This is a genomic window from Nocardia sputi, from assembly GCF_023501985.1.
Map to the genome: position 1 here is coordinate 15,730 of NZ_JAMFLC010000006.1, position 25,477 is coordinate 41,206.

Annotated in this window: 28 protein-coding genes and 1 pseudogene; 14 read left to right on the forward strand and 15 right to left on the reverse strand. The window is 67.2% G+C overall.

Translation table 11 applies throughout. The annotated features are described in order from the left end of the window. The first annotated feature begins 23 nt into the window (after positions 1–23). Positions 24–1,874, forward strand: coding sequence for a hypothetical protein (locus tag M8859_RS11195; protein WP_249644184.1), 1,851 nt, complete (start codon positions 24–26; stop codon positions 1,872–1,874). A gap of 55 nt (positions 1,875–1,929) precedes the next feature. On the opposite strand, the gene M8859_RS11200 is transcribed toward M8859_RS11195, so the two are convergent. From M8859_RS11200 to M8859_RS11215, 4 genes are read right to left on the reverse strand one after another with little or no spacing between them, the layout of a single operon-like run. Continuing rightward, positions 1,930–3,204 (reverse strand): ABC transporter substrate-binding protein, encoded by a 1,275-nt coding sequence (locus tag M8859_RS11200; RefSeq protein ID WP_159930279.1) that lies wholly within the window; start codon positions 3,202–3,204, stop codon positions 1,930–1,932. Further along, the gene (locus M8859_RS11205; RefSeq protein ID WP_195070732.1) at positions 3,201–4,022 is read right to left on the reverse strand and encodes a carbohydrate ABC transporter permease; all 822 of its coding nucleotides are present in this window, start codon (positions 4,020–4,022) and stop codon (positions 3,201–3,203) included. The genes M8859_RS11200 and M8859_RS11205 overlap by 4 nt, the downstream gene beginning before the upstream one ends. Continuing rightward, complete coding sequence (locus tag M8859_RS11210) at positions 4,012–4,878, reverse strand: carbohydrate ABC transporter permease (RefSeq protein WP_159930281.1); 867 nt, start codon at positions 4,876–4,878, stop codon at positions 4,012–4,014. Before M8859_RS11210 ends, M8859_RS11205 begins: the two co-directional genes overlap by 11 nt. A 44-nt stretch (positions 4,879–4,922) precedes the next feature. Then, positions 4,923–5,675 (reverse strand): SDR family oxidoreductase, encoded by a 753-nt coding sequence (locus M8859_RS11215; RefSeq protein ID WP_195070731.1) that lies wholly within the window; start codon positions 5,673–5,675, stop codon positions 4,923–4,925. A 112-nt stretch (positions 5,676–5,787) separates the two neighbouring features. On the opposite strand from M8859_RS11215, the gene M8859_RS11220 reads away from it, so the two are divergent. The 5 genes from M8859_RS11220 to M8859_RS11240 all read left to right on the forward strand — a co-directional run bounded on the left by M8859_RS11220 (position 5,788) and on the right by M8859_RS11240 (position 9,145). Continuing rightward, positions 5,788–6,264, forward strand: coding sequence for an SRPBCC family protein (locus M8859_RS11220; RefSeq protein WP_159930283.1), 477 nt, complete (start codon positions 5,788–5,790; stop codon positions 6,262–6,264). A 286-nt stretch (positions 6,265–6,550) separates the two neighbouring features. After that, entirely contained in the window at positions 6,551–6,757 is a 207-nt protein-coding gene (locus M8859_RS11225; RefSeq protein ID WP_223516885.1) for a hypothetical protein, read from the forward strand. 186 nt (positions 6,758–6,943) lie between these two features. Beyond that, positions 6,944–8,182: a PepSY-associated TM helix domain-containing protein gene (locus M8859_RS11230; RefSeq protein WP_195070730.1), complete on the forward strand. Its 1,239-nt coding sequence runs from the start codon at positions 6,944–6,946 to the stop codon at positions 8,180–8,182. 81 nt (positions 8,183–8,263) lie between these two features. After that, positions 8,264–8,884: an AAA family ATPase gene (locus M8859_RS11235; protein WP_249644185.1), complete on the forward strand. Its 621-nt coding sequence runs from the start codon at positions 8,264–8,266 to the stop codon at positions 8,882–8,884. Between the two features lie 60 nt (positions 8,885–8,944). Beyond that, positions 8,945–9,145 carry a hypothetical protein gene (locus M8859_RS11240; RefSeq protein WP_159930285.1) on the forward strand — a complete coding sequence of 67 codons (201 nt, stop codon included), beginning with the start codon at positions 8,945–8,947 and terminating at the stop codon, positions 9,143–9,145. A 49-nt stretch (positions 9,146–9,194) separates the two neighbouring features. Here M8859_RS11240 and M8859_RS11245 read toward each other — a convergent pair whose 3' ends face one another. Then, positions 9,195–9,509, reverse strand: coding sequence for a hypothetical protein (locus tag M8859_RS11245; RefSeq protein ID WP_249644186.1), 315 nt, complete (start codon positions 9,507–9,509; stop codon positions 9,195–9,197). Positions 9,510–10,108: 599 nt separating this feature from the next. On the opposite strand from M8859_RS11245, the gene M8859_RS11250 reads away from it, so the two are divergent. After that, positions 10,109–11,350 carry an oxygenase MpaB family protein gene (locus M8859_RS11250; RefSeq protein ID WP_195070727.1) on the forward strand — a complete coding sequence of 414 codons (1,242 nt, stop codon included), beginning with the start codon at positions 10,109–10,111 and terminating at the stop codon, positions 11,348–11,350. 97 nt (positions 11,351–11,447) lie between these two features. On the opposite strand, the gene M8859_RS11255 is transcribed toward M8859_RS11250, so the two are convergent. Continuing rightward, positions 11,448–12,446 (reverse strand): aldo/keto reductase, encoded by a 999-nt coding sequence (locus M8859_RS11255; RefSeq protein ID WP_201295399.1) that lies wholly within the window; start codon positions 12,444–12,446, stop codon positions 11,448–11,450. A 120-nt stretch (positions 12,447–12,566) separates the two neighbouring features. On the opposite strand from M8859_RS11255, the gene M8859_RS11260 reads away from it, so the two are divergent. Continuing rightward, positions 12,567–12,920 (forward strand): cupin domain-containing protein, encoded by a 354-nt coding sequence (locus M8859_RS11260; protein WP_159930288.1) that lies wholly within the window; start codon positions 12,567–12,569, stop codon positions 12,918–12,920. A gap of 18 nt (positions 12,921–12,938) precedes the next feature. Here the strand turns inward: M8859_RS11260 and M8859_RS11265 are convergent, their stop codons facing one another. Next, the gene (locus tag M8859_RS11265) at positions 12,939–13,334 is read right to left on the reverse strand and encodes a DUF3558 domain-containing protein (RefSeq protein ID WP_249644187.1); all 396 of its coding nucleotides are present in this window, start codon (positions 13,332–13,334) and stop codon (positions 12,939–12,941) included. Between the two features lie 64 nt (positions 13,335–13,398). Between M8859_RS11265 and M8859_RS11270 the strand changes: the two genes are divergently transcribed. Next, positions 13,399–13,800, forward strand: coding sequence for a hypothetical protein (locus M8859_RS11270; RefSeq protein ID WP_159930290.1), 402 nt, complete (start codon positions 13,399–13,401; stop codon positions 13,798–13,800). 27 nt (positions 13,801–13,827) lie between these two features. Here M8859_RS11270 and M8859_RS37610 read toward each other — a convergent pair. Next, positions 13,828–13,947 (reverse strand): annotated as a pseudogene (locus M8859_RS37610) (three-helix bundle dimerization domain-containing protein); the annotation flags it as partial. A 327-nt stretch (positions 13,948–14,274) separates the two neighbouring features. On the opposite strand from M8859_RS37610, the gene M8859_RS11275 reads away from it, so the two are divergent. After that, a complete protein-coding gene (locus tag M8859_RS11275; RefSeq protein ID WP_195070726.1) occupies positions 14,275–17,601 on the forward strand; it encodes a protein kinase domain-containing protein in 3,327 nt (1,108 codons plus the stop codon). A 12-nt stretch (positions 17,602–17,613) separates the two neighbouring features. Here the strand turns inward: M8859_RS11275 and M8859_RS11280 are convergent, their stop codons facing one another. From M8859_RS11280 to M8859_RS11290, 3 genes are all read right to left on the reverse strand, one after another. Continuing rightward, positions 17,614–18,645 carry a DUF2293 domain-containing protein gene (locus M8859_RS11280; RefSeq protein WP_249644188.1) on the reverse strand — a complete coding sequence of 344 codons (1,032 nt, stop codon included), beginning with the start codon at positions 18,643–18,645 and terminating at the stop codon, positions 17,614–17,616. Positions 18,646–18,849: 204 nt separating this feature from the next. Next, the gene (locus M8859_RS11285; RefSeq protein ID WP_249644189.1) at positions 18,850–19,188 is read right to left on the reverse strand and encodes a hypothetical protein; all 339 of its coding nucleotides are present in this window, start codon (positions 19,186–19,188) and stop codon (positions 18,850–18,852) included. 150 nt (positions 19,189–19,338) lie between these two features. After that, positions 19,339–20,172, reverse strand: coding sequence for an alpha/beta fold hydrolase (locus tag M8859_RS11290; RefSeq protein WP_195070725.1), 834 nt, complete (start codon positions 20,170–20,172; stop codon positions 19,339–19,341). A 274-nt stretch (positions 20,173–20,446) separates the two neighbouring features. Between M8859_RS11290 and M8859_RS11295 the strand changes: the two genes are divergently transcribed. Continuing rightward, positions 20,447–20,776: an ArsR/SmtB family transcription factor gene (locus M8859_RS11295; RefSeq protein ID WP_159930296.1), complete on the forward strand. Its 330-nt coding sequence runs from the start codon at positions 20,447–20,449 to the stop codon at positions 20,774–20,776. Next, entirely contained in the window at positions 20,776–21,486 is a 711-nt protein-coding gene (locus M8859_RS11300) for a cation efflux transmembrane domain-containing protein (RefSeq protein ID WP_159930297.1), read from the forward strand. Before M8859_RS11295 ends, M8859_RS11300 begins: the two co-directional genes overlap by 1 nt. A gap of 107 nt (positions 21,487–21,593) precedes the next feature. On the opposite strand, the gene M8859_RS11305 is transcribed toward M8859_RS11300, so the two are convergent. Genes M8859_RS11305 through M8859_RS11320 form a run of 4 tightly spaced genes read right to left on the reverse strand, consistent with a single transcriptional unit; the run spans position 21,594 to position 23,878 of the window. Next, on the reverse strand, positions 21,594–22,355 hold the full coding sequence (locus M8859_RS11305; protein ID WP_159930302.1) for an ABC transporter permease: 762 nt from the start codon (positions 22,353–22,355) through the stop codon (positions 21,594–21,596). 11 nt (positions 22,356–22,366) lie between these two features. Continuing rightward, entirely contained in the window at positions 22,367–23,173 is an 807-nt protein-coding gene (locus M8859_RS11310) for an ABC transporter ATP-binding protein (protein WP_159930303.1), read from the reverse strand. A 10-nt stretch (positions 23,174–23,183) separates the two neighbouring features. Beyond that, entirely contained in the window at positions 23,184–23,543 is a 360-nt protein-coding gene (locus tag M8859_RS11315; RefSeq protein ID WP_159930304.1) for a DUF1048 domain-containing protein, read from the reverse strand. Positions 23,544–23,545: 2 nt separating this feature from the next. Continuing rightward, a complete protein-coding gene (locus tag M8859_RS11320) occupies positions 23,546–23,878 on the reverse strand; it encodes a PadR family transcriptional regulator (RefSeq protein ID WP_159930305.1) in 333 nt (110 codons plus the stop codon). Positions 23,879–24,271: 393 nt separating this feature from the next. Between M8859_RS11320 and M8859_RS11325 the strand changes: the two genes are divergently transcribed. Both M8859_RS11325 and M8859_RS11330 read left to right on the forward strand, forming a co-directional pair. Next, positions 24,272–24,703, forward strand: a complete 432-nt coding sequence (locus M8859_RS11325) for a serine hydrolase (protein ID WP_372492903.1) — start codon at positions 24,272–24,274, stop codon at positions 24,701–24,703. A gap of 169 nt (positions 24,704–24,872) precedes the next feature. Next, entirely contained in the window at positions 24,873–25,379 is a 507-nt protein-coding gene (locus M8859_RS11330; protein WP_249644191.1) for a MarR family winged helix-turn-helix transcriptional regulator, read from the forward strand. Positions 25,380–25,477: the final 98 nt, after the last annotated feature.

The following is a 25,477-nucleotide window of genomic DNA, read 5'->3' on the forward strand; positions in this document are numbered from 1 at the left end:
GACCGACGCTACGGTGGGATGACATGGACACTGCTGTGCTGGCCCTGCCGGAGTCCGCGCCCGCCCCTCGGTCCGGGGCGTCGGCGCGCGTCCGGTTCCGTGGCATCTCGAAAGCGCAGCCGGTGGTTGTCGTGGCCTGCTGTCTGGTCGTAGCGCAGCTGGCGATCCGTTGGTGGGTAGCCGACAGCGGCTATTTCTACTGGGACGATCTCATCCTGGCAGGCCGAGCGGCTCGATACGGGCTGTGGTCAACGGACCTGCTGCTGTACGACCACGACGGACACTTCATGCCGCTGGCTTTCGCCACGGCGTGGGCGGTGAACGCGGTGGCGCCCCTGGCCTGGGCCGGGCCGGTGGTGGTGCTGCTGGTCATGCAGCTCGGCGCGTCGGTGGCCGTGGTTCGCATGCTGCTGCTGGTGGCGGGCCCGCGGTGGCCGATCCTGCTCCCGCTGGTCTTCTACCTTTTCTGTCCACTGACCATCCCGGCTTTCGCCTGGTGGGCAGCCGCTCTGAACGCGCTGCCGCTGCAATTCGCCCTCGCCTGGGTGATCGGCGACGCGGTGCTGCTGGTGCGCGGCGGGCGGCGCCGATACGCGCTGTCCGGGGTCGCGGTGACGGCCGTGGCGCTGCTCTTCTTCGAGAAGTCGGTGATCGTGCCGTTCGTCGCGTTCGCCGTCACGGCGCTGGCCCACTACGTCGACGGCGGCGAGGGCGCCATACGCACGGTGCTGCGCAGGGGCGCGGCGCTGTGGATCGGATCGGGCGCGGTGCTGGCCTGCTGGTCGATCGGATACTTCGTGGTGGTGGACGGTCCCGGCCTACCCGATGGGTGGGAGGAGTTGCGCGACCTACTGCCCGGTGCGGCGTCTCTGGGGATCGTGCCCGCCTTGTTCGGCGGGCCCTGGGTGTGGGAACGGTGGCTACCGTCGACGCCGTGGGCGGATCCGCCCGGATGGGCGGTGGTGTCGGCCTGGCTGGCGCTGCTGGTCGTGGTGGCGCTGACGATCCGCGTCAGGCAGCGGGTCGGGGCGGTCTGGTCGACGGCCGCGGCGTACGTTCTGGTCGTTCAGCTGGCGGTGGCCCTGGCTCGCGGCGGGCCGAACACCGCGGCGGAGCTGATGCAGTCGCTGCGCTACGTCGCCGACATGGCGGTGGTGTCGGCCGCCGCCGGTGCGCTGATGCTGCGCGCCCGTCCCCGGCCGTCGAGTGGCCCGACGCGCGTGGCGCTTCCGCGCGGACCCGTGACGGTCGCGGTGACCGTGGTTTTCCTCGTGAGCAGTCTGTCGTCCACCTGGACGTTCGTGCGATCGTGGCGTGCGGGTCCGACCGAAACCTATCTAACGAATGTGCGATCGGCGCTGAGCGCATGGGACGGCGCACCCCTTCTGGAGCAGGAGGTCCCGTGGACTGTGCTGAACCCCCTGGCCTATCCCCAGAATCTCACCAGCAATGTGCTGGCGCCCATCGCCGCTCCCGGCACGTTCGCGGACTCGACACCCGACCTGCGCATGATCACCGACGACGGTCGGATCGTCGAGGCGGCGGTGTGGTGGAACCGGATCATCCTCCCCGGCCCCGAGCCCGGCTGCGGGTACCGGATCCACGGCGCAGCGCAGGCCCGCTTGCTGCTCGACGGTCCGATGCTCGAGAACAAATGGACGGCGCAACTCAACTACCTCGCGAGCCGTGACGGTCGGATAACCGTCGCTCTGGAACACGGCGAAGCGGTGACGGCGCCGGTCCGGAAGGGGCCCAACACCGTGTTCGTCCGCCTCGTCGGAGGCGGATCCGCACTTCGGATCGCCTCCCGGACGACCGGACTGGATCTGTGCGTCGGCGTCGGACCGGTCGGCGTCGCCTCCTACGACAACTGAACCACCACCGCGGCGTCATATCGCAAGCGGCGCGGCCCGGCGATCACGTGCTCGCTCAGTTCCCGGCGACGGCGGCCTCGGCCGCGGTGCGGGCGCGCGACAGCGCCTCCGGCACCGGGATCCGGCCCAGATACATCTCGGCGAGAAGGGGTTCGACGGCGCGGAGTGCGGCCGGAAAACCTGGACCGCCACCGGAAGAGATGCGCGGGCCGCGCAGCACATCGAAGAAGGGGGAGACGTCTATCCCTTTCCCGCGCCAGTAGTCGCGATAGCGCTGTTGTTCGGCGACGACCGCCGGGATGGTGGCGCCGTTCTCGGCCAGGTGGCGATTGCCCGCGCCGCTTCCGAGCCAGGCCAGCACCCGGCGCACCGCGTCCGGATGGCGGGTGGCGGCGTTGCCTGCCACGCCGATCGCGTTGTTCGTGCTCACTCGCCCAGTCGGCCCTTCCGGCAACAGCGCTACGCCCCACTCGAACCGGGCCTGCTGGGAGATCTGCGCGAGATTGAACGTCCCCGACTGGAGCAGCGCCAGTTTGCCTTGGAGGAAGGCATTCTTCGCGAACTCGGGGTTGGTGTTCGTATCCGCGGGTGCCGGCGCGAGCCCGTCGGCGATCAACCGCACCAGATAGGCGAACGCCGATACGCCCTGCGGGCTGTCGAAGACGAAGCGGTCCCGGTCGTCCTGGAAAGCGGCGCCCGCGGAACCCAGAAACGGCAGCTCGATGGACTGGAAGTCGTGGCCCGCGTTGTACGCCCACGGGGAGGCCGCCGCCAGCTTGCGCAGCAGCGGCCGGAAGGTGTCGTCGTCGCTCGGACTCCACCGCACCGCGGTCAGCTCCGCGGGATCGACGTGCGCGGCCGCAAGCAATTCCCGGTTGTAGTACACCGCTGTGCCGGCATCCACGAATTGCGGTACGGCCCAGAGCTTTCCGCCGCGCGTGTAGCGCAGGACCGCCGAGGGGTCCCAGGATCGCGCGGCTTCGGGACCCAGCGCCGCCCCGATGTCGATCAAACGCCCGGCATCGGCGTAGTCCTCGTACAAGTTGGTCCAGAACAAGTCGTCGGCGGTGCCCCCGGCGACGTCCAGGCGCAACTTCTGCTGGTAGGACGCCCACGGCACCACCGTGATCCGCACTTCGACGTCCGGATTCGCCCGCTCGAACTCCGCGAGCGAGGCACGGTAAACCGGAACGAAACTCTCGTCCCAGATCCGCAACCCCACCACCGTGCGGCCGGACCCGTCGCCGCCGCGACCGAGCCACAAGGCGGCCGCGACCAGCAGGGCCGCGGCGAGCGCGAGGGCGAGCGCCAGGCGGGTCGAGGTTCTCATTTGACCCCCGTCCACGCGATCGACCGCAGCACCTGCCGCTGGAAGACCACGAACAGCACCACCAGCGGCGCGATGGCCAGCGTCGTGGCTGCCAGCACCAACGTCCACTGCGCGTTGTACCGGGTCTGAAGATTCGCCGTCGCCACCGTCAGCACCTGCCACGAGCGACCGCTGCTCGCGACCAGCGGCCACATGAAGTTGTTCCACTGCGAGACGACCGTGATGAGCGTCAGCGTCGCCAGCACCGGCCGGCTCATCGGCACCATCACGTGCACGATGATGTCCAGGGTGTTGGCGCCGTCGAGCCGCGCCGCACCGATCAACTCCTGCGGAATCGCGCGAAAGTACTGGCGCAGCAGGAAGATCGCGTAGGGCGAGCCGAACACGAACGGCAGCACCAGCGCCCAGAAAGTGTTGAGCAGGCCCACTTCCGCGAACATCAGATACAGCGGGATCAACGTCACCATCGGCGGCACCATCATCGTGGCCAGATACACCCAGAACAGCGCGTCACGGGCCGGGAAGTCGGTGCGGGCGAACGCATAAGCCGCGAGCACCGAGGTGATCAGCTGGCCGCCCGTGACGAACACCGTCATCAGCGCGGTCACCAGCACCGCCCGCCCGAATCCGTAGTCGAGCACGGTCCGGAAGTTGTCCGTGGTGGCCGGATGCGGCAGGGCCAGCGGTGACCCGGTTGCGAACTGGTCCGGCGTCTTCACCGCCGTGAGCGCGCTGAGCAGCAGCGGCGCCACGGTCAGCAACGCCGCTGCCGAGAGCGCCGCGTACGCCGCCGCCGAACGAAGGCGATCAGAACTCATAGGTGGTCCGATTCCGGAAGTAGCGGTGCTGCGCCACGGTGATCGCGAACATCACCGCGAAGACCACCAGCGCCATGACGGCGGCCCGGCCCGGCCGTGCGGCGTCGAACGCCTCGGAGAAGATGCGCATCGCGACCACATCCGTGCGATCGCCGGGCCCGCCCTTGGTCAACGCGTAGACGGTGTCGAAGGTCTGGAACGCGCTCAGCACGCCGGTGACGAGCACGAAGAACATGGTGGGACGCAGCAGCGGCAGGATCAGCCAGCGGGTCCGGCGCCAGCCGGTCGCCCCGTCCAGCGCCCCCGCGTCGAGGATCTCGCCGGGTATCGCGCGGATCCCGGCCACGAAGAACAGAGCCACGTACCCGAAGTTCGCCCACACGCTCACCGCGGCCACCGACGGCAGCGCCAGCGCCGGATCCGACAACCATTCGATACGCCGCCCGAGCACGGCGTTGACGACGCCCCCGGTCGGCGCGAACATCCACTGCCACACCACACCCACCGCCACCGGCGCGCACATCCACGGCAGCGCGTACATCACCCGCAGACTCCGCGCGCCGCGCCGTCGCGCGAGCGGAGCCGCGATCGTGAAACCCAGCACGGTCTGCGCGGGCACCACGATCACCGTCAACGCGAGCGTCACCAGCAGGGCATGGCCGAACGCGGCGTCGCCCAGCACCGAGCGCCAATTGCGCAGGCCCACGAACTCCCTGGGCCCCAACAGGTTCCAACTGTGCAGACTGAGCCATGCCACCACCAGGATCGGCAGCAGCAGGAACGCCCCGACGCCGATCAGGCTCGGCAGCAGGAGGACATAGCTCGTCACGCTACGACGAGCCGCACGCCGGTTCATGTGCTGCGACGTTACCGCCCCCGCCCGCCGCCGCCCGGCGGGCGTCAGTCGGTCGGGCCGCCCGCCACGTAGATCACCTGGCCGGAAACGAAACCAGCGCCCTCGCTCACGAGAAACGAGGCGGTGTGCGCGATGTCCTCGGGAGTGCCGACACGCTGCACGGGAATCTGCGCGGCGGCGGCCTTCTGGAAGTCCTCGAACGAGACGCCGACGCGGTCGGCGGTGGCGGCGGTCATATCGGTGACGATGAACCCCGGAGCGATCGCGTTGGCCGTGACGCCGAACTTGCCCAGCTCGAAGGCCAGGGTCTTGGTGAAACCTTGCAGGCCCGCCTTGGCCGCCGAGTAGTTGGCCTGGCCGCGATTGCCGAGCGCAGAGGTGCTGGACATGTTGACGACCCGGCCCCACTTCTGCTCGACCATGTACTTCTGCACCGCGCGGGTGAGCAGGAAGGCTCCGCGCAGGTGCACGTTCATCACCGCGTCCCAGTCGCCGACGTTCATCTTGAACAACAGGTTGTCCCGGAGGATGCCCGCGTTGTTCACCACGACGGTCGGCGCGCCCAGCTCATCCTCCAGTCGCCCGACGGCGGCGGCGACGGACTCCTCGTTCGACACGTCTGCGCCGAGCGCGACGGCCCGCCCGCCGGCCTCGGTGATCGCGCGGACGGTGTCGGCGCACGCGGCCGCATCGAGGTCCAGCACGCCGAGCCGAAGCCCGTCCGCCGCCAATCGCTTGGCGATCGCCGCACCGATTCCTCGTGCGGCGCCGGACACTACTGCAACTCGCTCGGCCATGAGCGCGTCCCTTCGTCGATCGGATGTCGAGGCGGTCATTCCGCACCGCTGAATTACCACATTCTCGAGCAGAAGGCTTGCTCGGCGGTCGACCCGGTGATTCGATCGCCAGGTGACCGACCAGAACGACGTACCCCGCATCGTCAGCGCCAGCCGCGAGATCGGCGCGAGCGCCGCGGCAATCTTCGAGCTCATCGCGGATCCGGCCCAACAGCCGCGCTGGGACGGCAACGACAATCTGGCGCAGGCCGCCACCGGGCAGCGAGTGCGGCAAGCCGGGTCGGTGTTCAGCACGACACTGACCAACGGCGCCGTGCGCGACAACCACGTGGTGGAGTTCGAGGAGGGCAGCCGAATCGCGTGGCGCCCGTCGGAGCCCGGCAGTCAGCCGCCCGGCCACCTGTGGCGCTGGGAGCTGGAACCGGTGGGCGAGGGCCGCACCCGGGTGACCCACACCTATGACTGGACATCGCTGACCGACGAGAAGCGCCTCGTCCGCGCCCGTGCGACCACCGCCGACAAGCTCTCGGCCTCGCTCGACCGCCTCGCGGCACTGGTCGAACAGGAAGCGAATCCGGCGACACCGTGAGCCTCGCGGTCCCTGCCCCATGCAACCTGTTCGTCGCCAATTTTCCGTGGCCCGATACAGGTCTCGATCTGGTGCCCGAACGGCGTGCACAGGCACGACGTGGTCGTCCGGGCTGACCTCACGAGCGTGACTCGGCGCGGACTGCACGGCAGGTAACCCCCCGGGAAGAGGCGCGAAATCACCGCTGTGCGTCGATCGGGGCGATCACGTCACGGCCGCATGCCCGTTCGAGCCGGGCGTTCGGCGCGCATGCGGCTGGTCGGTGGTGGTCCGGTAACCTTGCCCGATGACCTCGCCACGCCGTGTGAACAGGGGGCCGAAGGCGGCGGCCGGCAACCGGGCGGCTCTGATCCAGGCGGCACGGGAGGTCTTCGCGGAGAGCGGCTTCGACGCTCTCATCGCGGAGAAGCTGGAGGATCCGGATCAGCGCGGTGCGCGCCGCGCGGGTGGGACGTCACCGCGCCCGAGGCTCGCCGCGCCGTGTGCCGGCTAACGGGAGCCGAAGCCGTAGGTAGGCACGGGGGCTCGATGCCGATGCCGATGCCGATACCGGTGCCCGGCCGGACTGAGGGCGTCGGGCGCGTGCGGCCCGGTCCGCAGGGCGGAAAGAACGCCGAGGGCGGGCGGTCGACCTGCTGCCCACGCTGGGAAGGCCTGCTTTTCAAGTTAGCCTACCCTTATGAATGCGACGGCGGTGGTACACGAGCCGGGCCCGCGGGCCGTCCGATCGAAGCGGTCCCGAAAGCCGCTGCGGCGCAAACTGATCTCGATACATCGCTGGTCCGCGTTGATTCTCGGCGTGGTCCTTGTCGTCCAGTCGACGTCGGGCGCGATCCTGCTCTACCGCGCCGAACTGTTCCGAGCCCGGCACGCCTCCTTCTATCACCACACGGACGCGCCGCCGGTGATCGATACCGAGCGAGCCGTCACGCTGGTGCGGGAGACCGATCCAGGTTTCGACGTCGGCTGGGTCGGCATGGACGGCGGTGTGATCGTCATCGGTAACGCGCAGTACACCGCCGCGTACTCGGTGGATCCGGGTACCGGGCGGATCAACGAGCGGGCGAACCTGACCGACGGTGTGCTGGGCTGGCTGGTCAATCTGCACGACTGCGCCTTCGGCTGCGCGCGCTACTCGGGCGTGATACCCATGCTGGAGAACCAGGCTCCGCTCATCGACATCACCTGGGCGGCAATGATTCTGGGCTTGCTCGGCCTACTGCTGGTATCGCTCGCGGTGTCCGGTGCGGTCATCTGGTGGCCGTCGCTCAAACGGCTGCGCCACGGGTTTCGCGTCCGATGGCGGAAGGGCCGCTTCGCACGCGACCGCGACCTGCACAACGTCATCGGCGTCCTCGCCGTGCCGTTCCTGTTGATGTGGGGGATCACCGGCATCACCATCGAATTGCCCGCCGTGCAGCGGGCCTGGCTCGTCGCGACCGGTGGCAACGCGAATCTCCTTCGGACCGAAAAGTTCTTCGTGCCGCGTTCGGTCGACACCGGCCGGGCGCCGATACCCATCGGCGAGGTGGGTGCGATCGTGCACCGAGCCGCGCCGGGCCGACTGGCCTACCTGCTGCTACCCACGGACGCCGCTCCGTACTATCGCGCCACCGTCGCCGGCGCCTACTCGCCCCGCGAACACCGCCTCTTCTACAGCGGTGACGTCATGGTGTATGTGAACGTCTACGACGAGTCCGACATCAAGGTGGTCGACGCCAGCCACGACCGGCCGCTCGCGAATACCTTCTACGCCAAGGTCTTCGAGCCCGCGCACTTCGGCTGGATGGTGAACGGGTGGTGGCGACTGGTATGGCTGGCCTTCGGCCTGACTCCGCTCGCGCTCGCTGTCACCGGCTTGTCGACCTGGCTCTTGCGGCGTCGAACCCGACACCGCCGCGAACGTGCGAGAACATAGCCATTCATCCGAATTGCGGCGAGGGCTGGATCACTCGGCGGCAGAGCATTCGCCGATAACTTCCGGATCGGGAACCGTGCAGTGACCATCCTGACCGGCCCGCCCGGAGCGGGGAAGACGACCGTGGCCGAGCTCCTGGCCTCCGACGCGCATGTTCCGGCAGTGCACGTGACGCCCGACTTGTTCTATCGCTCGATCCGCACCGGATTCGTCCTGCCCTACCTGCCCGAAGCGCAACGGCAGAACGAAGTGGTCGTGGACGCGATCGTCGCAACCGTCGCGACGTTCGCCCGCGGCGGCTACGACGTCGTGGTCGACGGAATCGTCGGGCCGTGGTTCCTGCCGCCGTTTCGTGCGGCCGCCGAACGCGACGGTCTGGCCCTGTCTTACGTGGTTCTGCGGCCCGACCTGGACATCACGTTGTCACGCGCGCAGCGGCGCGCCGACCACGAACTGAAGGATATCGACGCGATCACCGGCCTCTACACCGCGTTCGAGCGACTCGGAGACCTCGACCGCCACGCGATCGACACCGGGCACCACGACGCGGAACGGACAGCCGCCGAAGTCGGCGTGTCCTCGCCGCAGGCGAACACCGCTTGGCGTGAAACGGGCGTGTCCGCGCCGCAGTCCTATCCGGACAGTTCTTTTCGATCGTGTGAAGAAGCCTCGAGGCTGATTCGCCTACCCCGAGCCGGGTAGTACGCGGATGTGGCGCAAAGGGCCACAGTCGGTTTCATCCGCTACCGAAAGGAGCAAGTGATGGCAGACAAGAACAACCCCGGGCAGTTCGGCAACCGTTCCGACACCGAGGAGCAGGCGCGCCGCGGCGGCCAGGCCAGCACCGGCAGCTTCGGCGACAGCAACTCCGCCGATCCCAGCGCGGCCGGACGCAAGGGCGCCGAAGCTCAGCCCACCGAAGCCAAGGTGCGTGGCGGCGAGCACAGCCACGCCAATCGCTGACACCGATCGAACACGGGCCGGGCGGAACAACCGCCCGGCCCGTTTTGTGTCAACGATTCGCCGCAACCGGCTGCGCCGGCCGCTGCGGCACGACAGCCACCAGGCTCGAAGTCGTCAGTCCGATCAGCGTCATCGGGTGAGCCGATCGAGCAGCGCCCGATGTCCGCGCAGCGGAGCAAGAGCCGAGCCGTGATCGCGTTGCGCCGGCACCGCCACCGAGTGGCCAGAGCGGCAGCGTCGCGATGCTCAACGGGATGCCGATCAGGTAGAACAGGCCCGCCGCGATACGGCGCACCTCCTCGATGCGGTTGCCGAGCTGTTCTCCCCGGCCCCGGTTCGACGAACAGATAGGCCGCAGCGCCACAGGATTCAACCAACCCCGTACGCATCGCCCTCGCGCATCAACACGTCCGCTCAGCACTCCCGGTATGGCTTCCGACGCGACCGGGCCCGATGCACCGCGTCGGCGCTAGCGGGCACCGACCGCCGTGATGACGTCACGAGCCCGAATGTTCGCGCGCTGGTTTCCGATTCAGCGCTATCTCGACGCTCGCCGCGATCGTGCCGACCCCGAACAGTACTTCGAACAGCACGGGAAGTGCCGCACCGAGACCTGCGGTGTCATCTGCTAGCTATGTAACTGTCTATTAGTGCCTGTCAGTAACTGGAGGTCGGACGTGTTGACGCTAACTCGCCTTGCCCTCCCCGACGGCGCCGACGGGTGTGAGCCAACAATTATTGCCGCTGATGTGCTGTTCAACCTGCATGATTCCACCGAGTGAGCCAGATTCGGATTGCGGGGAGGTCAAGTACGAGCAAGTTGCGGAAAGTCCTGACATCATGCGCGGTTGCTTGATAAGTTAATGACTGTTCTTATCACTCTGCGACGGAGTGGAACGAGCGCAGCCAACTTTCGTCGCATCATCGCGGTCGCGCTCGGGCTCAATGAGGAGTAGCGAAAACATGGATGACCTCAGTAGGCGCAACGCGTTGAAGGCCGGTGGCGTGTTGGGTGCGTTCGGCGCGTTGGCGATGGTGAGTCCCGCACGGGCGGAGCCGTGGACGTGGTCCCCGGAGGGTTCGGTGGCCGGTACCGGTGCAGGGGCCGATCCGATGACCGTGTGGGATCCCGAAGCCGACGAGCTGGTGGCTTCGTTGATCGACCGGGGTGAAGTCCCCATGATCAATGGGTTGTTGCGGACCTGGACCAGGAACGGTCAGCCGTTGCCTGCTGGTCTGCCGTCGGAATTGCGGGATTTCATGGAGTACGCCCGTCGGCTGCCACCCTGGGCCGATCAGGGCAAGCTGGGCACCGCGATCGAGTTCAACAAGAAGCGGGGACTGTATCTGGGTGTGCTCTACGGGCTGGCCAGCGGCATGATGAGCACGGTCATTCCCAAGGAGGCGCGCGCGGTCTACTACTCCAAGGGCGGTCACGATCTGAAGGACCGCATCCTCAAGACCGCGAAACTCGGCTACGACATCGGAACCGCGAATGCCTACGGCCCCGATGGCGAGATGGTCGTCACCTGCGTCAAGACCCGGTTGGTGCACGCGGCAGTGCGTCATCTGCTGCCGCAGTCCCCACACTGGGTGCACTCCGCCGACGAGGACATCCCCATCAGCCAGAACGACATGATGGTCACCTGGCACAGCCTGCCGACGACCGTCATGCGGCACCTGACCGCGTGGAAGGTGCCGATTCCGGCGCACGAGTCGGAGGCATTCCTGCACTCGTGGCAGGTCTGCGCGCACATGCTCGGCATCCGCGACGAGTACATCCCCAATTCCTGGGCCGAGGCCAACTCCCAGGCTGCGCAGGTCCTGGATCCCATACTGGCGCCGACCCCGGAAGGCGCCAAACTGGCCGACCGGCTCCTGCGCCTGGGCGTCAACCTCGACCTGGCCATTCTCAGCAAGCCGGTGCTCGGCGCGTTCACCCGCTTCCTGCTCGGCGACAAGATCGCCGACGGGCTGGCCATCGCCAGGGAACCGGTCTGGGACCCGCTGCTGCGGGTGAGCTGGGGCCCTTTCATCGCCGTGCGCGAAGGCCTGCTGCCCGTGGTCCCGCTCGCGCCGGACGCCTACTGGCTGTTCGACGAATTCCTTCGTCAAGCAGCACTGATCTACCTGGCCGAACTACGAATGCCGATCAGCATCGAGCTCCCGACGATGAACCGAGACATGAGCCGACCACCCCGCTGACCCAGGTGTGGTGAACGATTTCGCCTGCCGCTGTAGCTGACCGGCTCGTCGAACCTTCCGTGCGGCGAGAACAGCGGAATCTGTAGGCCGTGCCAGATCATGCGCCGTATCCGGACGGGACTATCGGTCGGGCGTCGACCCTGGACACCGTGTCGCCGTAAACATGTGCGGACCGGTCGCATTCGACGATGAAATCGCGCGGGAATCCGAGTTCGAACGGGACTGCCGCCTCCAGCGTGGCTGCCGCGTCGGCCGGTAGCGCGAGGGCGGCGGCGTCGAGGTTCTGCGTGAGCTGGGCCGCGCTGCTGACTCCGATGATCGGTAGGACGGCGGGCGACCGGTGGCGGGTCCAGGCGAGCGCCACATGCGCCGGGGGCACACCGAGTTCGGCCGCGACGGTGCCGACAGCCGCGGCTGCGGCGTGCTCCCGTTCGGTGTATCGGCCGGGGTCGGTGCGTCGCCCTGTGGTGCCGGACAGGATCCCGCGGGCCAGCGGTGCCCAGGCGGTCACGGTCATGCCGAACGCCTCGGCCATCGGCAGCAGTTCTCTTTCGATATCGCGTTGCAGCAAGTTGTAGGGCACCTGCAAGCCGGAGAACGGTGTCCGGGCCCGGCATTCGGCCAGGGTGTTGGCCTGGGCCACGACCCATGCGGGGGCATCGGAGATGCCGAGGTACAGCACTTTGCCGGCGCGCACCACGTCATCGAGCGCGTGCATCGTTTCCTCGATCGGCGTGTGCCGGTCCCAGACGTGCGCCCAGTACACGTCGATGTAGTCGGTGCGTAAGCGTCGCAGGCTCTGCTCGAGCGATTTGATCAGGTTCTTGCGGTGATTGCCCGAGGCATTCGGGTCGCTCGCATCGCGGGTCAACGTGTACTTGGTGCCGATGACGAATCGGTCGCGGTCGTCGAGCACCGTGCCGAGCATCTCCTCACTCGCACCGTAGGCCGAGGCCGTGTCGATGAAGTTGCCTCCGGCGTCGGCGAACACGTGCACGATTCGCCGGTATTCATCGATGTCGTCGATCGCCATGGTGCCCAGCGCGAGTTCGGATACACGCAGACCGGTTCGGCCGAACAGTCGATATCGCATCATGAGTGCAGCATGCCTCGCCGACGCGGCCGTAGACAGGCCGTGGCAGTGCCAGTAAGCCGGCGCCGCGTCCACTCTCCGCGCTATGGCCTCCTGAACGTGCGCCGGTAGGCGCCCGGGGTCGTGCCCACCTGGTCGCGGAAGCGGCGGCGCAGGTTCACCGCCGAGGGCTACACCTCCGTATTCGTCGCCGATTCACCTGTCCGCGAACTCTTTCCAGGAATCGGCCTGCGTCCCCTCTGGACCGGACCGGGTGGCGCGCACGCCAACGTGCTGGAGATGGACCCGGGCACGTCGTGGCCGCGCCGCGACGTCCATGAGCCCGGCCCGGAGGAGGTCTACGTCGTCGCGGGCACGTTCAACGACGGCGCGCGGGATTACCCGGCCGGAACGTTCCTGCACGCCCCGGCCGGGTCCTGGCACGTGCCCGCGACCACGACCGGCTGCACACTGTTCGTCTTCTACCCGGCCGGGTAGGCGGCCTGGTGGCGGAGTTCAGCGCAGGCGTGCGGAGATGGCGGTGGCCACCGCGACGGTCTTGGCGCACACGTCCCAGTCGACACCCGTGGCTATGCCGGGGGCGACGATCCCGAGGTGGAACGAACCGCCCGAGGGCACCGAGACGTGGGTGCCGCATCCGCCGTTGCGGCCGTCGGGGCGGATCTCGTGGGGGTCGAGCACGAAACCGGCGATCTCGTCGGGGCCCAGCACCGCGCATGGATGATCGGTCAGCTCCGCGACCGTCCACGGCGGCGGCCCCAGCGCCGGTGTCGTCGCCGAACTCGGCGAGGCCGCGGGTTCGGTCGCAGCGGGAGTGTCGCACCCGGTCACCGCCACCACGACCGCCCCGACGACCAGCCACGCCCGATCGCGTCGCACTTTTCGCGTCACCGTCCCCTCCCGCTCGATCACATCAGAGTTACACGACCCCGGCGGAAGTCGTACGGATCGAGCATTGCCGACGCTCGGATCCGGCGTTTCCAGATCCACTCGTCGGGTCGGTGAGCAGGCTTGGTTCCCCGGCCGCGGCGCTCTATGTCGCAACCGCGACATCGGGTGCTATTTCCCTCGCGGAGGACGATCCCCCAGCGGCTATCCCAGGGAAGCGGCGGCGAAGCTGCGCGATGCAACGCAGAACTTCGTGAAGTTCGGTCCGGAGCCGACGCAATTCGGTGGCGTGTTGCACCGGATTCGCCCCTGTCCGCGCCATCGCTTTGATGAACGAGTCCAGTTCTTCGGCCTCCGCGACGAGCAACTCGAAGAACATTCCCGCCTGTGCCCGGTCGGCGTGGTCAGTGGACGGGTCGCGTCTGGGGATCTCGGCCAGTTCTCTGCTCGCACGGCTTTCGACGAGTAACGGAACGAAATCCCGGACCGAAGCTCCCCCGAAGCGTTGATGGACTCGTCGCACCACCACCGCGACAGTTTCTGAAGGGAGCTCCGGATGGCACTTCGCGAGTCGCGTGACCACCCGCCCGATCTGCCTGACCTCGTCATTTTGCATCGCTCAGCCCCTGTTCGGTGACCATGTGCGTGAAGCGCGCCTACCCTGCGTCGCAAGACCCCGGATGTAGCACTCACAAACCGGGACTTCGTGGCGGACCGACCGCGCCGAGACTGCCCTAAGCGTCACACGAGCAATGTACCGCTATACAACGGCACGCTCAATAGTGGCTAGGTTGAAGATTCAGTTCGCCGGGAAGACCAGCTCGGTAGCTGTTTGGGCGGTGTCGCCCTTCGCCGGTGTTTGCAGCGATACGCTGGGCTTCGGCGAAAGGTGAACGCATGTTGCCGGTCTCTCGAGACATGGTGGTGGGATAACAGCCGCGCGATGACCGAGGACGATCTGCCGCGGACGCGCCGTGAGGTGATGAGGCCTGTCACGGCGGAGCTGCGCGCGGCTGGTTTCGAGGACGCGGTGGAGATCGGGCGCGGGGGCTTCGGGGTGGTGTATCGCTGTCGGCAGCCGACGTTGGACCGGACGGTGGCGGTGAAGGTGCTGTCCGCGGAACTGGACGCCGACAATCAGGCGCGGTTCGTGCGGGAGCAGCGGGCGATGGGCCGGTTGACCGGGCATCCGAATATCGTCACCGTGCTGGAGGCCGGCGCCACCGAGAGCGGGCGGCCTTATCTGGTGATGCCGTATCACCCGCTGGGTTCGGTGGATGCGTGGATCCGCGCCAATGGTCCGCTTTCGCTGGAGAAGGTGTTGGCGCTCGGGGTCAGGATCGCCGGGGCGCTGGCAGGAGCGCATCGCCTGGATATCGTGCATCGGGATGTGAAGCCGGGCAACATCCTGCTCACCGAGTACGGCGAGCCCGCGTTGACCGATTTCGGTATCGCCCATATCGCGGGTGGGTTCCGGACGACCGCGAGTGTTGTGACCGGGTCACCGGCGTTCACCGCCCCGGAGGTCCTCGAGGGAGACGACCCGACCCCGGCCGCGGATGTCTACGGGCTGGGCGCGACCCTGTTCTGTGCGTTGACCGGGCATGCGGCGTTCGAGCGGCGCGGCGGCGAGAACATGGTGGCGCAGTTCGTGCGGATCACCACCCAACCGGTGCCGGACCTGCGAGAGGACGATATTCCCGAGGACGTGTCGGCGGTGGTGGAATCGGCGATGAGCCGCGACCGCCACGAACGGCCCTCGGCCGCCGCTTTGGGCGAGACTCTCCGGCAGGTGCAGCGGCGCCTGGGGTTCGCAGTGGGGGAGATGGCGTCGCGAAGCGAAGCCGATCACGAGCCGCACGACCAGAAGCTCGACCATCCCGAGCAGAAGCCACCACTGCCGGGGTGGCGCAGGCCGACCGCGGCAGCGCGGGACCGTAGTGGCAATCTGCCGCTCGAGCTGACCAGCTTCGTCGGCCGGCGCAGTGAACTGTCCGAGGTGAAGAATCTTCTGTCGGTGTCGCGGCTGGTGACGTTGACCGGTGTCGGCGGTGTCGGCAAAACACGGTTGGCGTTGCGCGCCGCCGCCGGTGCGCGCCGCGATTTCGAAGACGGGGTGTGGCTGATCGAGCTGGCCGAGGTGTCCGACCCAGCGCTGCTGGTCGATGTGGTGGCGGCGGCCCTGGGTTTGCGAGACGCGGGGGCCAGGCCATTGCTCGAGATCGTTATCGACTTTCTGGGCTCACGCGAGACCTTGCTGGTGTTGGACAACTGCGAGCATATGGTGGAGGCCGTGGCGGCGTTGACCGAGACGGCGCTGCGGACCTGTCCTGATCTGCGGATCCTGGCCACCAGCCGCGAGCCACTGAATATCGCCGGGGAAGCTGTGCTGCGGGTGCCGCCGCTGACGGTCTCGGACCCCAACCGGGAGCCGACGTTACAAGGAATGCCTCGTTTCGATGCGGTGACATTGTTCGCCGACCGCGCCGCGGCAGCGGTACCGGGCTTCGAAATCGACGAGGACAACAAATCCGCCGTGACCCGGATCTGTGCCCATTTGGATGGGGTGCCGCTGGCGATCGAGCTGGCCGCCGCACGGATGCGCACGATGTCACCTGATCAGATCTTGGCCCGGCTCACCGACCGGTACGCGCTGCTGACCCGCGGCAGCCGCACCGCCCCACCTCGGCAGCAGACGCTGAAGTGGTGTATCGACTGGAGTTACGAGTTGTGCCGTCCAGCCGTACAGCGGTTGTGGGCGAGACTGTCGGTGTTCGCGGGCAGCTTCGAACTCGACGCCGCCGAACAGATCTGCGGCACCGGCCTCACCTGCGAGCAGGCGGTCGCAGACGCCGAGCGAAGTCCGCTGGATGCGCTGACCTCCTTGGTGGACAAGTCGATCCTGATCCGGGAGGAAGTCGACGCGGTGGTGCGTTTCCGGATGCTCGAGACACTGCGCGAATACGGTCGGGAAAAGTTGCGTGAGTCCGGTGAGGACACCGAGCTGCGCCGACGGCACCGCGCTTGGTACCAGCAATTGGCGCTCGACGCCGAAGCCGGGTGGATCAGCCCTTGGCAGCCCGAGTGGATCGCCAGACTGGAGCGGGAGCAATCCAACCTGCGCGAAGCGCTGGAATGCTGCTTGTCCGAGGACACCGAGGACGCGGCGGAAGCAGGGCTGCGCATCGTCGCCGCGCTACACGAGTTCTGGAGCTTTCGCGGCCTGTACGGCGAAGGCCGCTTCTGGATCGACCGCGTTCTCGCCCACCCCCGCGCGCACTCGATACCCGACCGCATCGGCGCCCTGCGTGCCGCCTGCGAAGTCGCCGCGCCACAGGGAGATTTTCAGGCTGCCGCCGCCTTCCTGGAGGAGGGACGAGCACTCGCCGCGCAGACCCCCACCCCCAGCATCGAGGGACAGCTCGCCTACGCCGCCGGCGTCGTCGCCCTCGCTCGCGGCGAGGTGGCCGAAGCATCGGCCGCCCTCGGACGAGCTGTCGAGATGCTCAGCTCCAACCGGACGGGAGAGTTGTACGTCAGCGCTCTGGCCATCCTCGCTTGGTCGTTCGAACTGCGCGGCGACGTCGCACGAGCGAGCGAACATTACGGCCAGGTACTTTCCATCACCGAAGCGCAGGGCGAACTGCTCTATCGTTCGACCGCGCTGCGTGGCTTGGGTGTCGCCGCCTGGCAGCAAGGTGAGCGGGACCGTGCCCGGCAGTTGCTGGAGGAGGCGTTGCGCGTCAATCGGCGGCCGAACAGCCCGGTGGTCGTCGCGTTCGGTCTCGAGGCGCTGGCTTGGACTGTCGCCGACCACGGCGACGTCGAGCGTGCTGCTGTCCTGATGGGAGCCGCGCAGGGCCACTGGCTGGTGGGCAGCAGCGTGCGGGCCGTCTTGCGGAGTATGTCGCGCTTTCATGAGCAATGTGAGCGAACGACGCGTCGCGCCCTCGGCGCTCGCGGATTCGACGCGGCCTTCCGGCAAGGCCAGGGAATGGGCATGGACGCCGCAGTCGCGTACGCGCTCGGGGAACAGACCACCGGCAAGTCGTCCGCGTCCGGCCGGTCCACGAAGCTGACCAAGCGAGAGGGGCAGGTCGCCGACCTCGTCGCCCAAGGACTCAGCAACAAGCAGATCGCCGCCAAACTGATGATCTCCCAACGCACCGCCCAAGGCCACGTCGAACACATCCTGACCAAACTCGGCTTCAACTCACGCACACAAATCGCCGCCTGGATCGTCGCGGAAGCCCAACAGACACAGCTATAGCCCGCCGGCGTGTCAGCCGCGCCAGGTTTCGAGGACGTGATCGACGGTGGGACGGATCCGGGCCCTGGCCTCCGGGCGGGGGATGCCGGTCATGAGAAGTTGGTCGTAGTCGGTGTCGCGGTGACGGATCGAGGCTATGACGGCGAGGGTGAGCGCTTCGGGAGAGAGAAGTTTGGCCGCGGCGGTGCGGCCTACGCGGCCGCTGCCGCGGGCGGCGGCGTGTTCGGCGATTTCGGTGGCGCGGTCGGCGGGGCAGCCCGGGAACAGTCGGCGGATCTCCTCGGACATGCGGGCGTGGTATTCGACGTCCTGGGCGGCGCGGCGGGCGCGGTCGCGCTCGCGGCGGCGGGTGCGGGCATCGTCGTCTGCCAGGCACTGTTGCTCGGCACGGGTGAGGGCGGCTTCCTCGACGAGGATGCCCAGCCGTTCGTAGCGTTTGCGACGCTGGTTGAGGCGGACCACGACGGCGGCGAGGGCGCTTTCCTTCTTGGCGCGCCGGCTCAGCGCCGCGTTCCCGGCGGGCAGAAATTCCAGATGATCGAGGTCCGAACAGGTCAGGCACAGCGGTCCGGCCGCGGAGGTGATCAGGTAGGGGCCGGTTTCGGCGCATTCGGCGCATGTCCACGGCTGCGTGGCCTCGACCACCGTGAGGTCCGGGGGCCGGTTCTGGCGTTGGACGATCTGTTCGCGCCGGGCCGGGCTGAGTTCCGCCGAAAGCCAGTGCACGCGGAACGCCTCCTCGTCGCCGTCGTCGACGAATCGCAGCGCCTGGCGATCGCGCGCGCCCGACAGATACGCCGCTGTGCTCGCGGTGAGCCCGTGTTCGCGGGCCCACTCGCTCAGCAGTTCGGCCGCCTCTTTCATTCGCCGCCCGTCGACGGCCGTGACTCGTTCCAACGACAGCACCTGCCCTTGGCGCCAGCGATCGATATGGCTGGATCGCACCCACCCCAGAACGGCGAAGATATCGACCGCCGACACGTATTTGCGTTGGGCCAGCGTTGCTTCCGCAGCCTCGACCACTCGCCGCCGCAGCTTGGACACGGGTTCGAACCCTAGCGCACGCCGCGGGTGCGCTCGGCGGTCGCCCACACCAGCCCGCCAATCCCCACCGCGGTCTCGCCACCGCGATTCGCCTGCGCCGGATCGGCGGAGAACCGGTGATCGTGCAACGAGCACCGGACCGCCGATCCGGCGGCTACTTCGGCGCCGCGAGACACGGCTGTTGCGGCGCGGTTCGGCGTCCCTTCACGCGGCGTCGAGGGCTGCGGTGATCTTGTGGGTCATCGTGTCCAGGGTGGGGCTGGGCTGGCCGGGATGGGTGCGGGTGGCTGTTTCGATGGCGTCGAGGACGGTGCTGCGGAAGTTGTCGGCCTCGGCCGGGTCTTGTTTCTGGAGCAGACTCATGGCGGCGGTCAGGGCCGGTAGCACGTGGTCGGCGAGTTCGGCTGCGGACTTGCCGTGCGGGTTGATGTCGTTGGTCTTCGCGGCGAGCACGTGCCCGAGGATGCCGGTCGCCGAGGACAAGGCGATGGATCCGTTCGTGGCGGCCTTGTGGGGCTCGCCGGTGGCATCAGCGGCGGCCATCAGCGAGACGGCCCCGTAGGCGGCGGTCCGCAGGGTGCTGTTGTCTTGGTCGGTGAGGGTGACTGGTTGTGTGCTCCCTGGAATCTGTTGAGAGTGGGTCGATCGAACGGTGGGATGGTGGAATGCGGTCGGGTCGGTATCGGGTGGCGTTCAGAGCGTTTCGCTCGGCGCACCGTGCGGGTGATGGGCGGCTGCGGTCTGGTGTACGGCTTGGGCGATGGCGCGGAAGTCTTTGCGCAGGAGGGCGCCGTGGTTGCTGGGGACCTTCGCGCTGATCTGGATGTTCCGGTTGCGGGTGGTCACCACGTCGAGGCCGGCGCGGATCCGTTCTTGCTCGTCACCGCGGCTTCCGAAGGACGTCCCCGACGCGACCACATACCGCACCGGTACGGTGATGTCGTCCAGCACGGGTCCCAGTTCGCGTTCGCGGGAGAGCCTGCCGAGTTCGATGTTGCTGTCGGCCATCTGTTCGGCGGTCATCCGCGGGGTCAGGCCGGTCGGGCGTAGTAGCGGGGTGAACAAGCTCAGCCGTGTGAACAGCTTGCGGATGCGCTGTTCCATGGCCGAGTCGAGCCAGTCGTAGGGGAACGCGCCGTCGACCAAGACCGCGCCGAGGGCACGGTCGGGATTACGGGCGGCCCAGTGTGCCGCGACGACTGCCCCGTAGGACCAGCCCACCAGCAGTGCCCGGTCCACACCCCTGGCCGCCAGGACGGCATCGACATCCCGGACGGCGGCTTGGAAGGAGTAGTCCGCCGAACGCCGTGATTTGCCGCGTGCCCGCTCGTCGTAGGTGATGTGCCGGAAGCCGGGACCGAGTTCGGTGATGACTTTCCGCCAGTACCCCTGAGTGGCGAACTGGCCGTTGAGGTAGACCACCGGGATACCGCAACCGCCGGTGTCGGTGACGGCCAGGGCCGTATCGTCGACCGCCACCATGCCGGTCCACTTCGAACTGGTCGAGAAAGTGCTGTTGTTCGTCATGACGACCACTCTCGGCGGCGGACCTGACAACACCCTGACACCAGCCTTACACGGCCACTGACACGGAATGACGCCTGGCCCGCAGTGCTCGGCCACGCTCGAGGAGCGTCGCCGTTCGGGACGTGCCGGCGCTGCCGGTTCGTTCTGATCAGGCGCGCGAAATTGGATACGGTGGATAACTTTCGTTCTCGAGATTCATCTTGGACAACGCCGGTTCGAGCCGGTCGTATGATCCAGTTCCATCTGAATACAGGAAAATCTGTACTATTAGAGCGTGGAAACCGTGCTGCACCGTGACGCGCTGGCCCGTTTCGGGCACGCGTTGTCGGACCCGACCCGCACCCAGATCCTGCTCAATCTGAGCCAGGCGCCGGGGTATCCGTCGGATCTGGCCGAGCGGATCGGGGTGTCGCGGCAGATCTTGTCGAACCATTTGGCGTGCCTGCGCGGGTGTGGGCTGGTTGTTGCGGTGCCGGAAGGTCGTCGCAGCCGTTACGAGTTGGCCGACGCCCGGATCGCGGCCGCGTTGGAGGACCTGCTGGGGCTGGTGCTGGCGGTGGACCCGGCCTGCTGCCCGGACGCCGATGCGGAGGCGTGCTGCTGATGTCTTCGCCCGGTACGCCCTCGCTGCCGTCGGCGGTCGCGCTCGGTCCGAGCTCGGATCGCAAAGCGGTCCTGGCGCGGCGGATCCGCTGGTTGGTCGCGGGCGCGATCTCCTACAACGTCATCGAGGCTGCCATCGCCCTGAGCGAGGGCGCACGGGTGTCCTCAACGGCGTTGATCGGGTTCGGGCTGGACTCGGTGATCGAAATGTCCTCCGCGGCTGCGGTGGCATGGCAGTTCGCAGGCCGCGATCCGGAGAAGCGGGAGAAGATCGCGCTACGGATCGTCGCGTTCTCCTTCTTCGCTCTCGCCGCCTACGTCACCGTCGACTCGATCCGAGCGCTGGCCGGTATCGGGCAGGTGCAGCATTCCCCGATCGGGATCGCGTTGGCCACCGCCAGCTTGGTCATCATGCCGGTGCTGTCAGCCGCGCAACGCCGCACCGGACGCGAACTCGGCTCCGCCTCCGCGGTCGCCGATTCCAAGCAGACCCTGCTGTGCACCTACCTGTCGGCGGTGCTGCTTGCCGGGCTGCTGCTCAACAGCCTGTTCGGCTGGTCGTGGGCCGACCCGATCGCCGCGCTGGTGATCGCGGTGATCGCGGTGCGCGAAGGCGTCAAGGCCTGGAAAGGCGACACCTGCTGTCCCGCACCGGTCGCGCTCGGCGCCACCGACCGCACCGCCGGCCACGACTGCGACTGCTGCCACTGACAATCCCGAATCCCGGTGAAAGAACCTGCCATGCCACGAAAAAGACAGCCGTCGGTCCCGGCGATCGCCGGGACCGACGGCTACCCTGACCGGCCGTGGCCGATAGCTCAGGAGATTTTGCGGCGGTAGGTGGTCATGGCGAAGAGGTAGGCGACGACGAGGATTCCGACGCACCAGCCGAGAGCGATCCAGATGTCGTTGCCGACCGGCTGCTCGGTGAACAGGTTGCGGATGGCGTTGATGATGGAGGTCACCGGCTGGTTTTCGGCGAAGGCGCGCAGCGGGCCGGGCATGGTCTCGGTGGGCACGAAGGCCGAGCTGATGAACGGCAGGAAGATCAGCGGGTAGGAGAAGGCGCTCGCGCCGTCGGGGGTCTTCGCGGACAGGCCGGGGATGACCGCGATCCAGGTCAGCGCGAGGGTGAACAGGATCAGAATGCCTGCGACGGCGAGCCAGGCCAGTATTCCGGCCCCTGATCGGAAGCCCATGAGCAGGGCGACGAGCACGACGACCACGAGCGAGATCAGGTTGGCGACCAGCGAGGTCAGCACGTGCGCCCAGAGAACCGACGAACGTGCGATGGGCATGGATTGGAATCGTTCGAAGATGCCGCTTTTCATGTCCAGGAAGAGTCGGAACGCGGTGTAGGCGATGCCCGAAGCGACGGTGATGAGCAGAATTCCGGGCAGCAGATACTGCACATAGGAATCCGATCCCGAGTCGATCGCGCCACCGAAGACGTAGACGAACAACAGCATGAACGCGATCGGCATGATCGTGGTCGTGATGATGGTGTCGGCGCTGCGCGCGATGTGGCGCAGGGACCGGCCCAACAGCAGGGCGGTGTCGGTGAAGAAATGCGTGGTCATCGTTTTCCTTACTAGGTCCGTGCCGCGCTGCGGTCGTCGCCGGGGGCGCTGTCGCTGCCTTCGTCACCGACGATGGCGAAGAAGACGTCTTCGAGGCTCGGCTGCTTCTCGACGTATTCGATTTCGGCGGGCGGGAGGAGTTGTTTGAGCTCGGCGAGAGTCCCGTTGACGATGATCCGGCCCTTGTGCAGAATCGCGATCCGGTCGGCGAGTTGTTCTGCCTCGTCCAGATATTGGGTTGTGAGCAGCACCGTGGTGCCGTGCTCGGCGAGTTCCTTGACCGCCTGCCACACCTCGATGCGGGCCTGGGGGTCGAGTCCGGTGGTCGGCTCGTCGAGGAAGATGACCGGCGGGTTCCCGATGAGGCTCATGGCGATGTCGAGGCGGCGGCGCATGCCACCGGAGTACGTCGAGACCTTCCGGGTGGCCGCGTCGGTCAGCGAGAAACGCTCGAGCAGGTCATCGGCGATCGTGTCCGCGTCTTTCAGGTGCCGCAGCTTGGCGATGAGCACGAGATTTTCCCGGCCGCTGAGTATTTCGTCGACCGCCGCGAATTGCCCGGTGAGGCTGATGGATTCCCGTACGTTGCCCGCTTGGCCCGCGACGTCGAAGCCGTTGACCCTGGCTGTGCCCGCGTCGGCTTTGAGCAGCGTGGACAGTATTTTCACGACGGTGGTCTTGCCGGCTCCGTTCGAGCCGAGCAGGGCGAAGATGCTGCCCCGCTCGACATCGAAGTCGACGCCGCGCAGCACCTCCAGCTTGTCGTAGGACTTCTCCAGACCCTGCACATGGATCGCCGGAGCTTGCTGTGTCGTCATCGGACGGGTCCTACTTTCCTTCTCCGGCGGCGCGCTCGATGGCGCTGTTCAGCCGTGCTCGTTCCCGGTTGAGCCAGGAGTCCTCGTGGTAGTTGCGCGCGAAAATCTCGATGAACTCGACGGGGTCTTCTCCGACGATCTCGCGTATCGGGGTTCGATCGGCCGCGCTCTGCTCGAACAGATCGACGAGGTCTTCGAACATCGAGACTCCGCCGCCCCCCGCTCCGCCGTACATCAGGTATCGCTCGAAAGCCTCGACCGCAGTGCGATAACTCGGGGGAAGCTGCTTAGCGCGCGACTTGTATTGCCGCCACCGCCGCTTGTCGCCGAGGTCGCCGACCACCTTCGAGGTGAGATCCGAGATATCCATGACTATCTGCCTCCTTTTTCGCGGAGCTGTTCGAGCCGTTCAGCGAGGAAGCTCCAGGTCCTCCAGAACTCGGCGAGATATTCCTGTCCGGCCGTGTTGAGCGAATACACCTTGCGCGGGGGCCCCTTCTCCGAGGGAACCTTCTCCACATCCACCAAGCCGCGCTTTTCGATCCTGACCAGCAGGGCATAGATGGTGCCCTCGGCGATATCGGAGAAGCCCTGCTCCCGCAGCCATGCCGTGATCTCGTAGCCGTACGCGGGGCGGCCGAAAAGGATCGCCAGCACGATGCCTTCCAGCGTTCCCTTGAGCATCTCCGTCTCTTGCTTGCCCATGAACACTCCCTTCAGCTACTCAGTGTTGCTGAGTACTAGTAGATAGTAACACTTAGTAGCTGTCAAGCAAGTCCTCGTTCTCACGACTCGGATATATGTATATGTGTACGTACATGTCGGATCCCCACTATAAGTAGACATATACGTACATGCAAGCCAGTTCTGTATGGATGCCCCCGAGCCCGACTTGTGTCTGCCCAGTGAGCGCATGGAACGCCCGCACTTCCCGCTCCGCTTCGCCCCTCAGCGGGCGTAGGGCACACGCCGGTCTCGCTCGCCGCCGAACTGCGCGGTCCGCGTGCAAGACCCACGGGCGGAAGGGCCCAGTCCGGACGTGGAAGCCCAGCCTCGGCACGCCGAGTCTGCATGCGGCAAAGGCCCAGCTGAAGGATCATCCCCAATGTCACCCGCCACAACCCCTCCTGGATCTCCAGCGGCGGTGACATGATCTCGACCACCCGTGACCTGCACACGTTCATCTCCGCACTGATGAGCGGCGAGCTCCTGCCTGCGGAGCTGCTCGACCGGATGTGCACCCCGCACCCGACGCCCATCCCGAACATGGGTTACGGCCTGGGGGTCTTCGTACAGAAGACCGGTCTGGGCGGCACCGTTATCACCCACAACGGCGGCGCCGCGGGCCACGCGGCGATGATGTTCAGCACCCCCGACGGCAGCAAGACGCTGACCACCGCGCTGAACTACGTGGACGATGCCGCGCTCTCACTGGCGGTGCCGTTCCAGCAGGCGACGCAACGCCTGGTCGACGAGGTGTTCGGCGACGGCCGAACCGTGCCTTCCGCCCCGGCCGCGCCGACGCACTAGCCAGCGCCGCACACCGGCGGCGCGGACACGTCACGGGCCCTACATCAGGTAGAACACGAACTGGACCCGGCCGAGCTCGCTGAACTCGGCCGGGCCGTTCCGTGTGCCGGCGACGAGCCGAACAGATCGGCAACTTGTCCCAAGCAGCGAACCGGCGGGTGCTTGTCTGATGCAAGTGCACAATGAGTTCATGGACGCCATCGCCGTGCGGGCTCGATCGATGCCGGAGCCCGATTTCGAGGCTCAGCTCAGCGCCCTGCTCGGGCCGTTGCGGCGTGCGGTGCTGCATCGCACGCGGGCCGCCGAAGGTTTGCCGGACCTGCCGGAACCTCAAATCGAATTACTGCGGTTGCTGGTGGCCACCGACGGCCTGACACCCACCCGCGCCGCGAGCGAACTCCGGATGGCGCCCTCTACGATCAGCAACCTTGTCAAGGCGATGGCTGAAGCGGGGCTGCTCGATCGCAAGCCGCTGTCTTCGGACCGGCGTGGCGCGAGACTGATGGCCTCCGCTCGGGCACGGCAGTTGCTCGGCCGGTATGACCGAGCCAGCGCCGCGATGCTACGGGAAGCTCTCGACGGGCTCCCGGCCTCCGACCGAGCTGCGATCGCGTCCGCACTGCCCGCGTTGCAGCGATTGCTGGCCATTTTGACGAGTGGTCCCGACGCCGAATAGCCGTCCGCGATCCGATTCGTCCGATTCCTCCCCACGCTCGACGTCCGCCTAGTAACTTGCTTTTGTCACAAAAGTAGATTGACCTCAGGTCGGTGCCT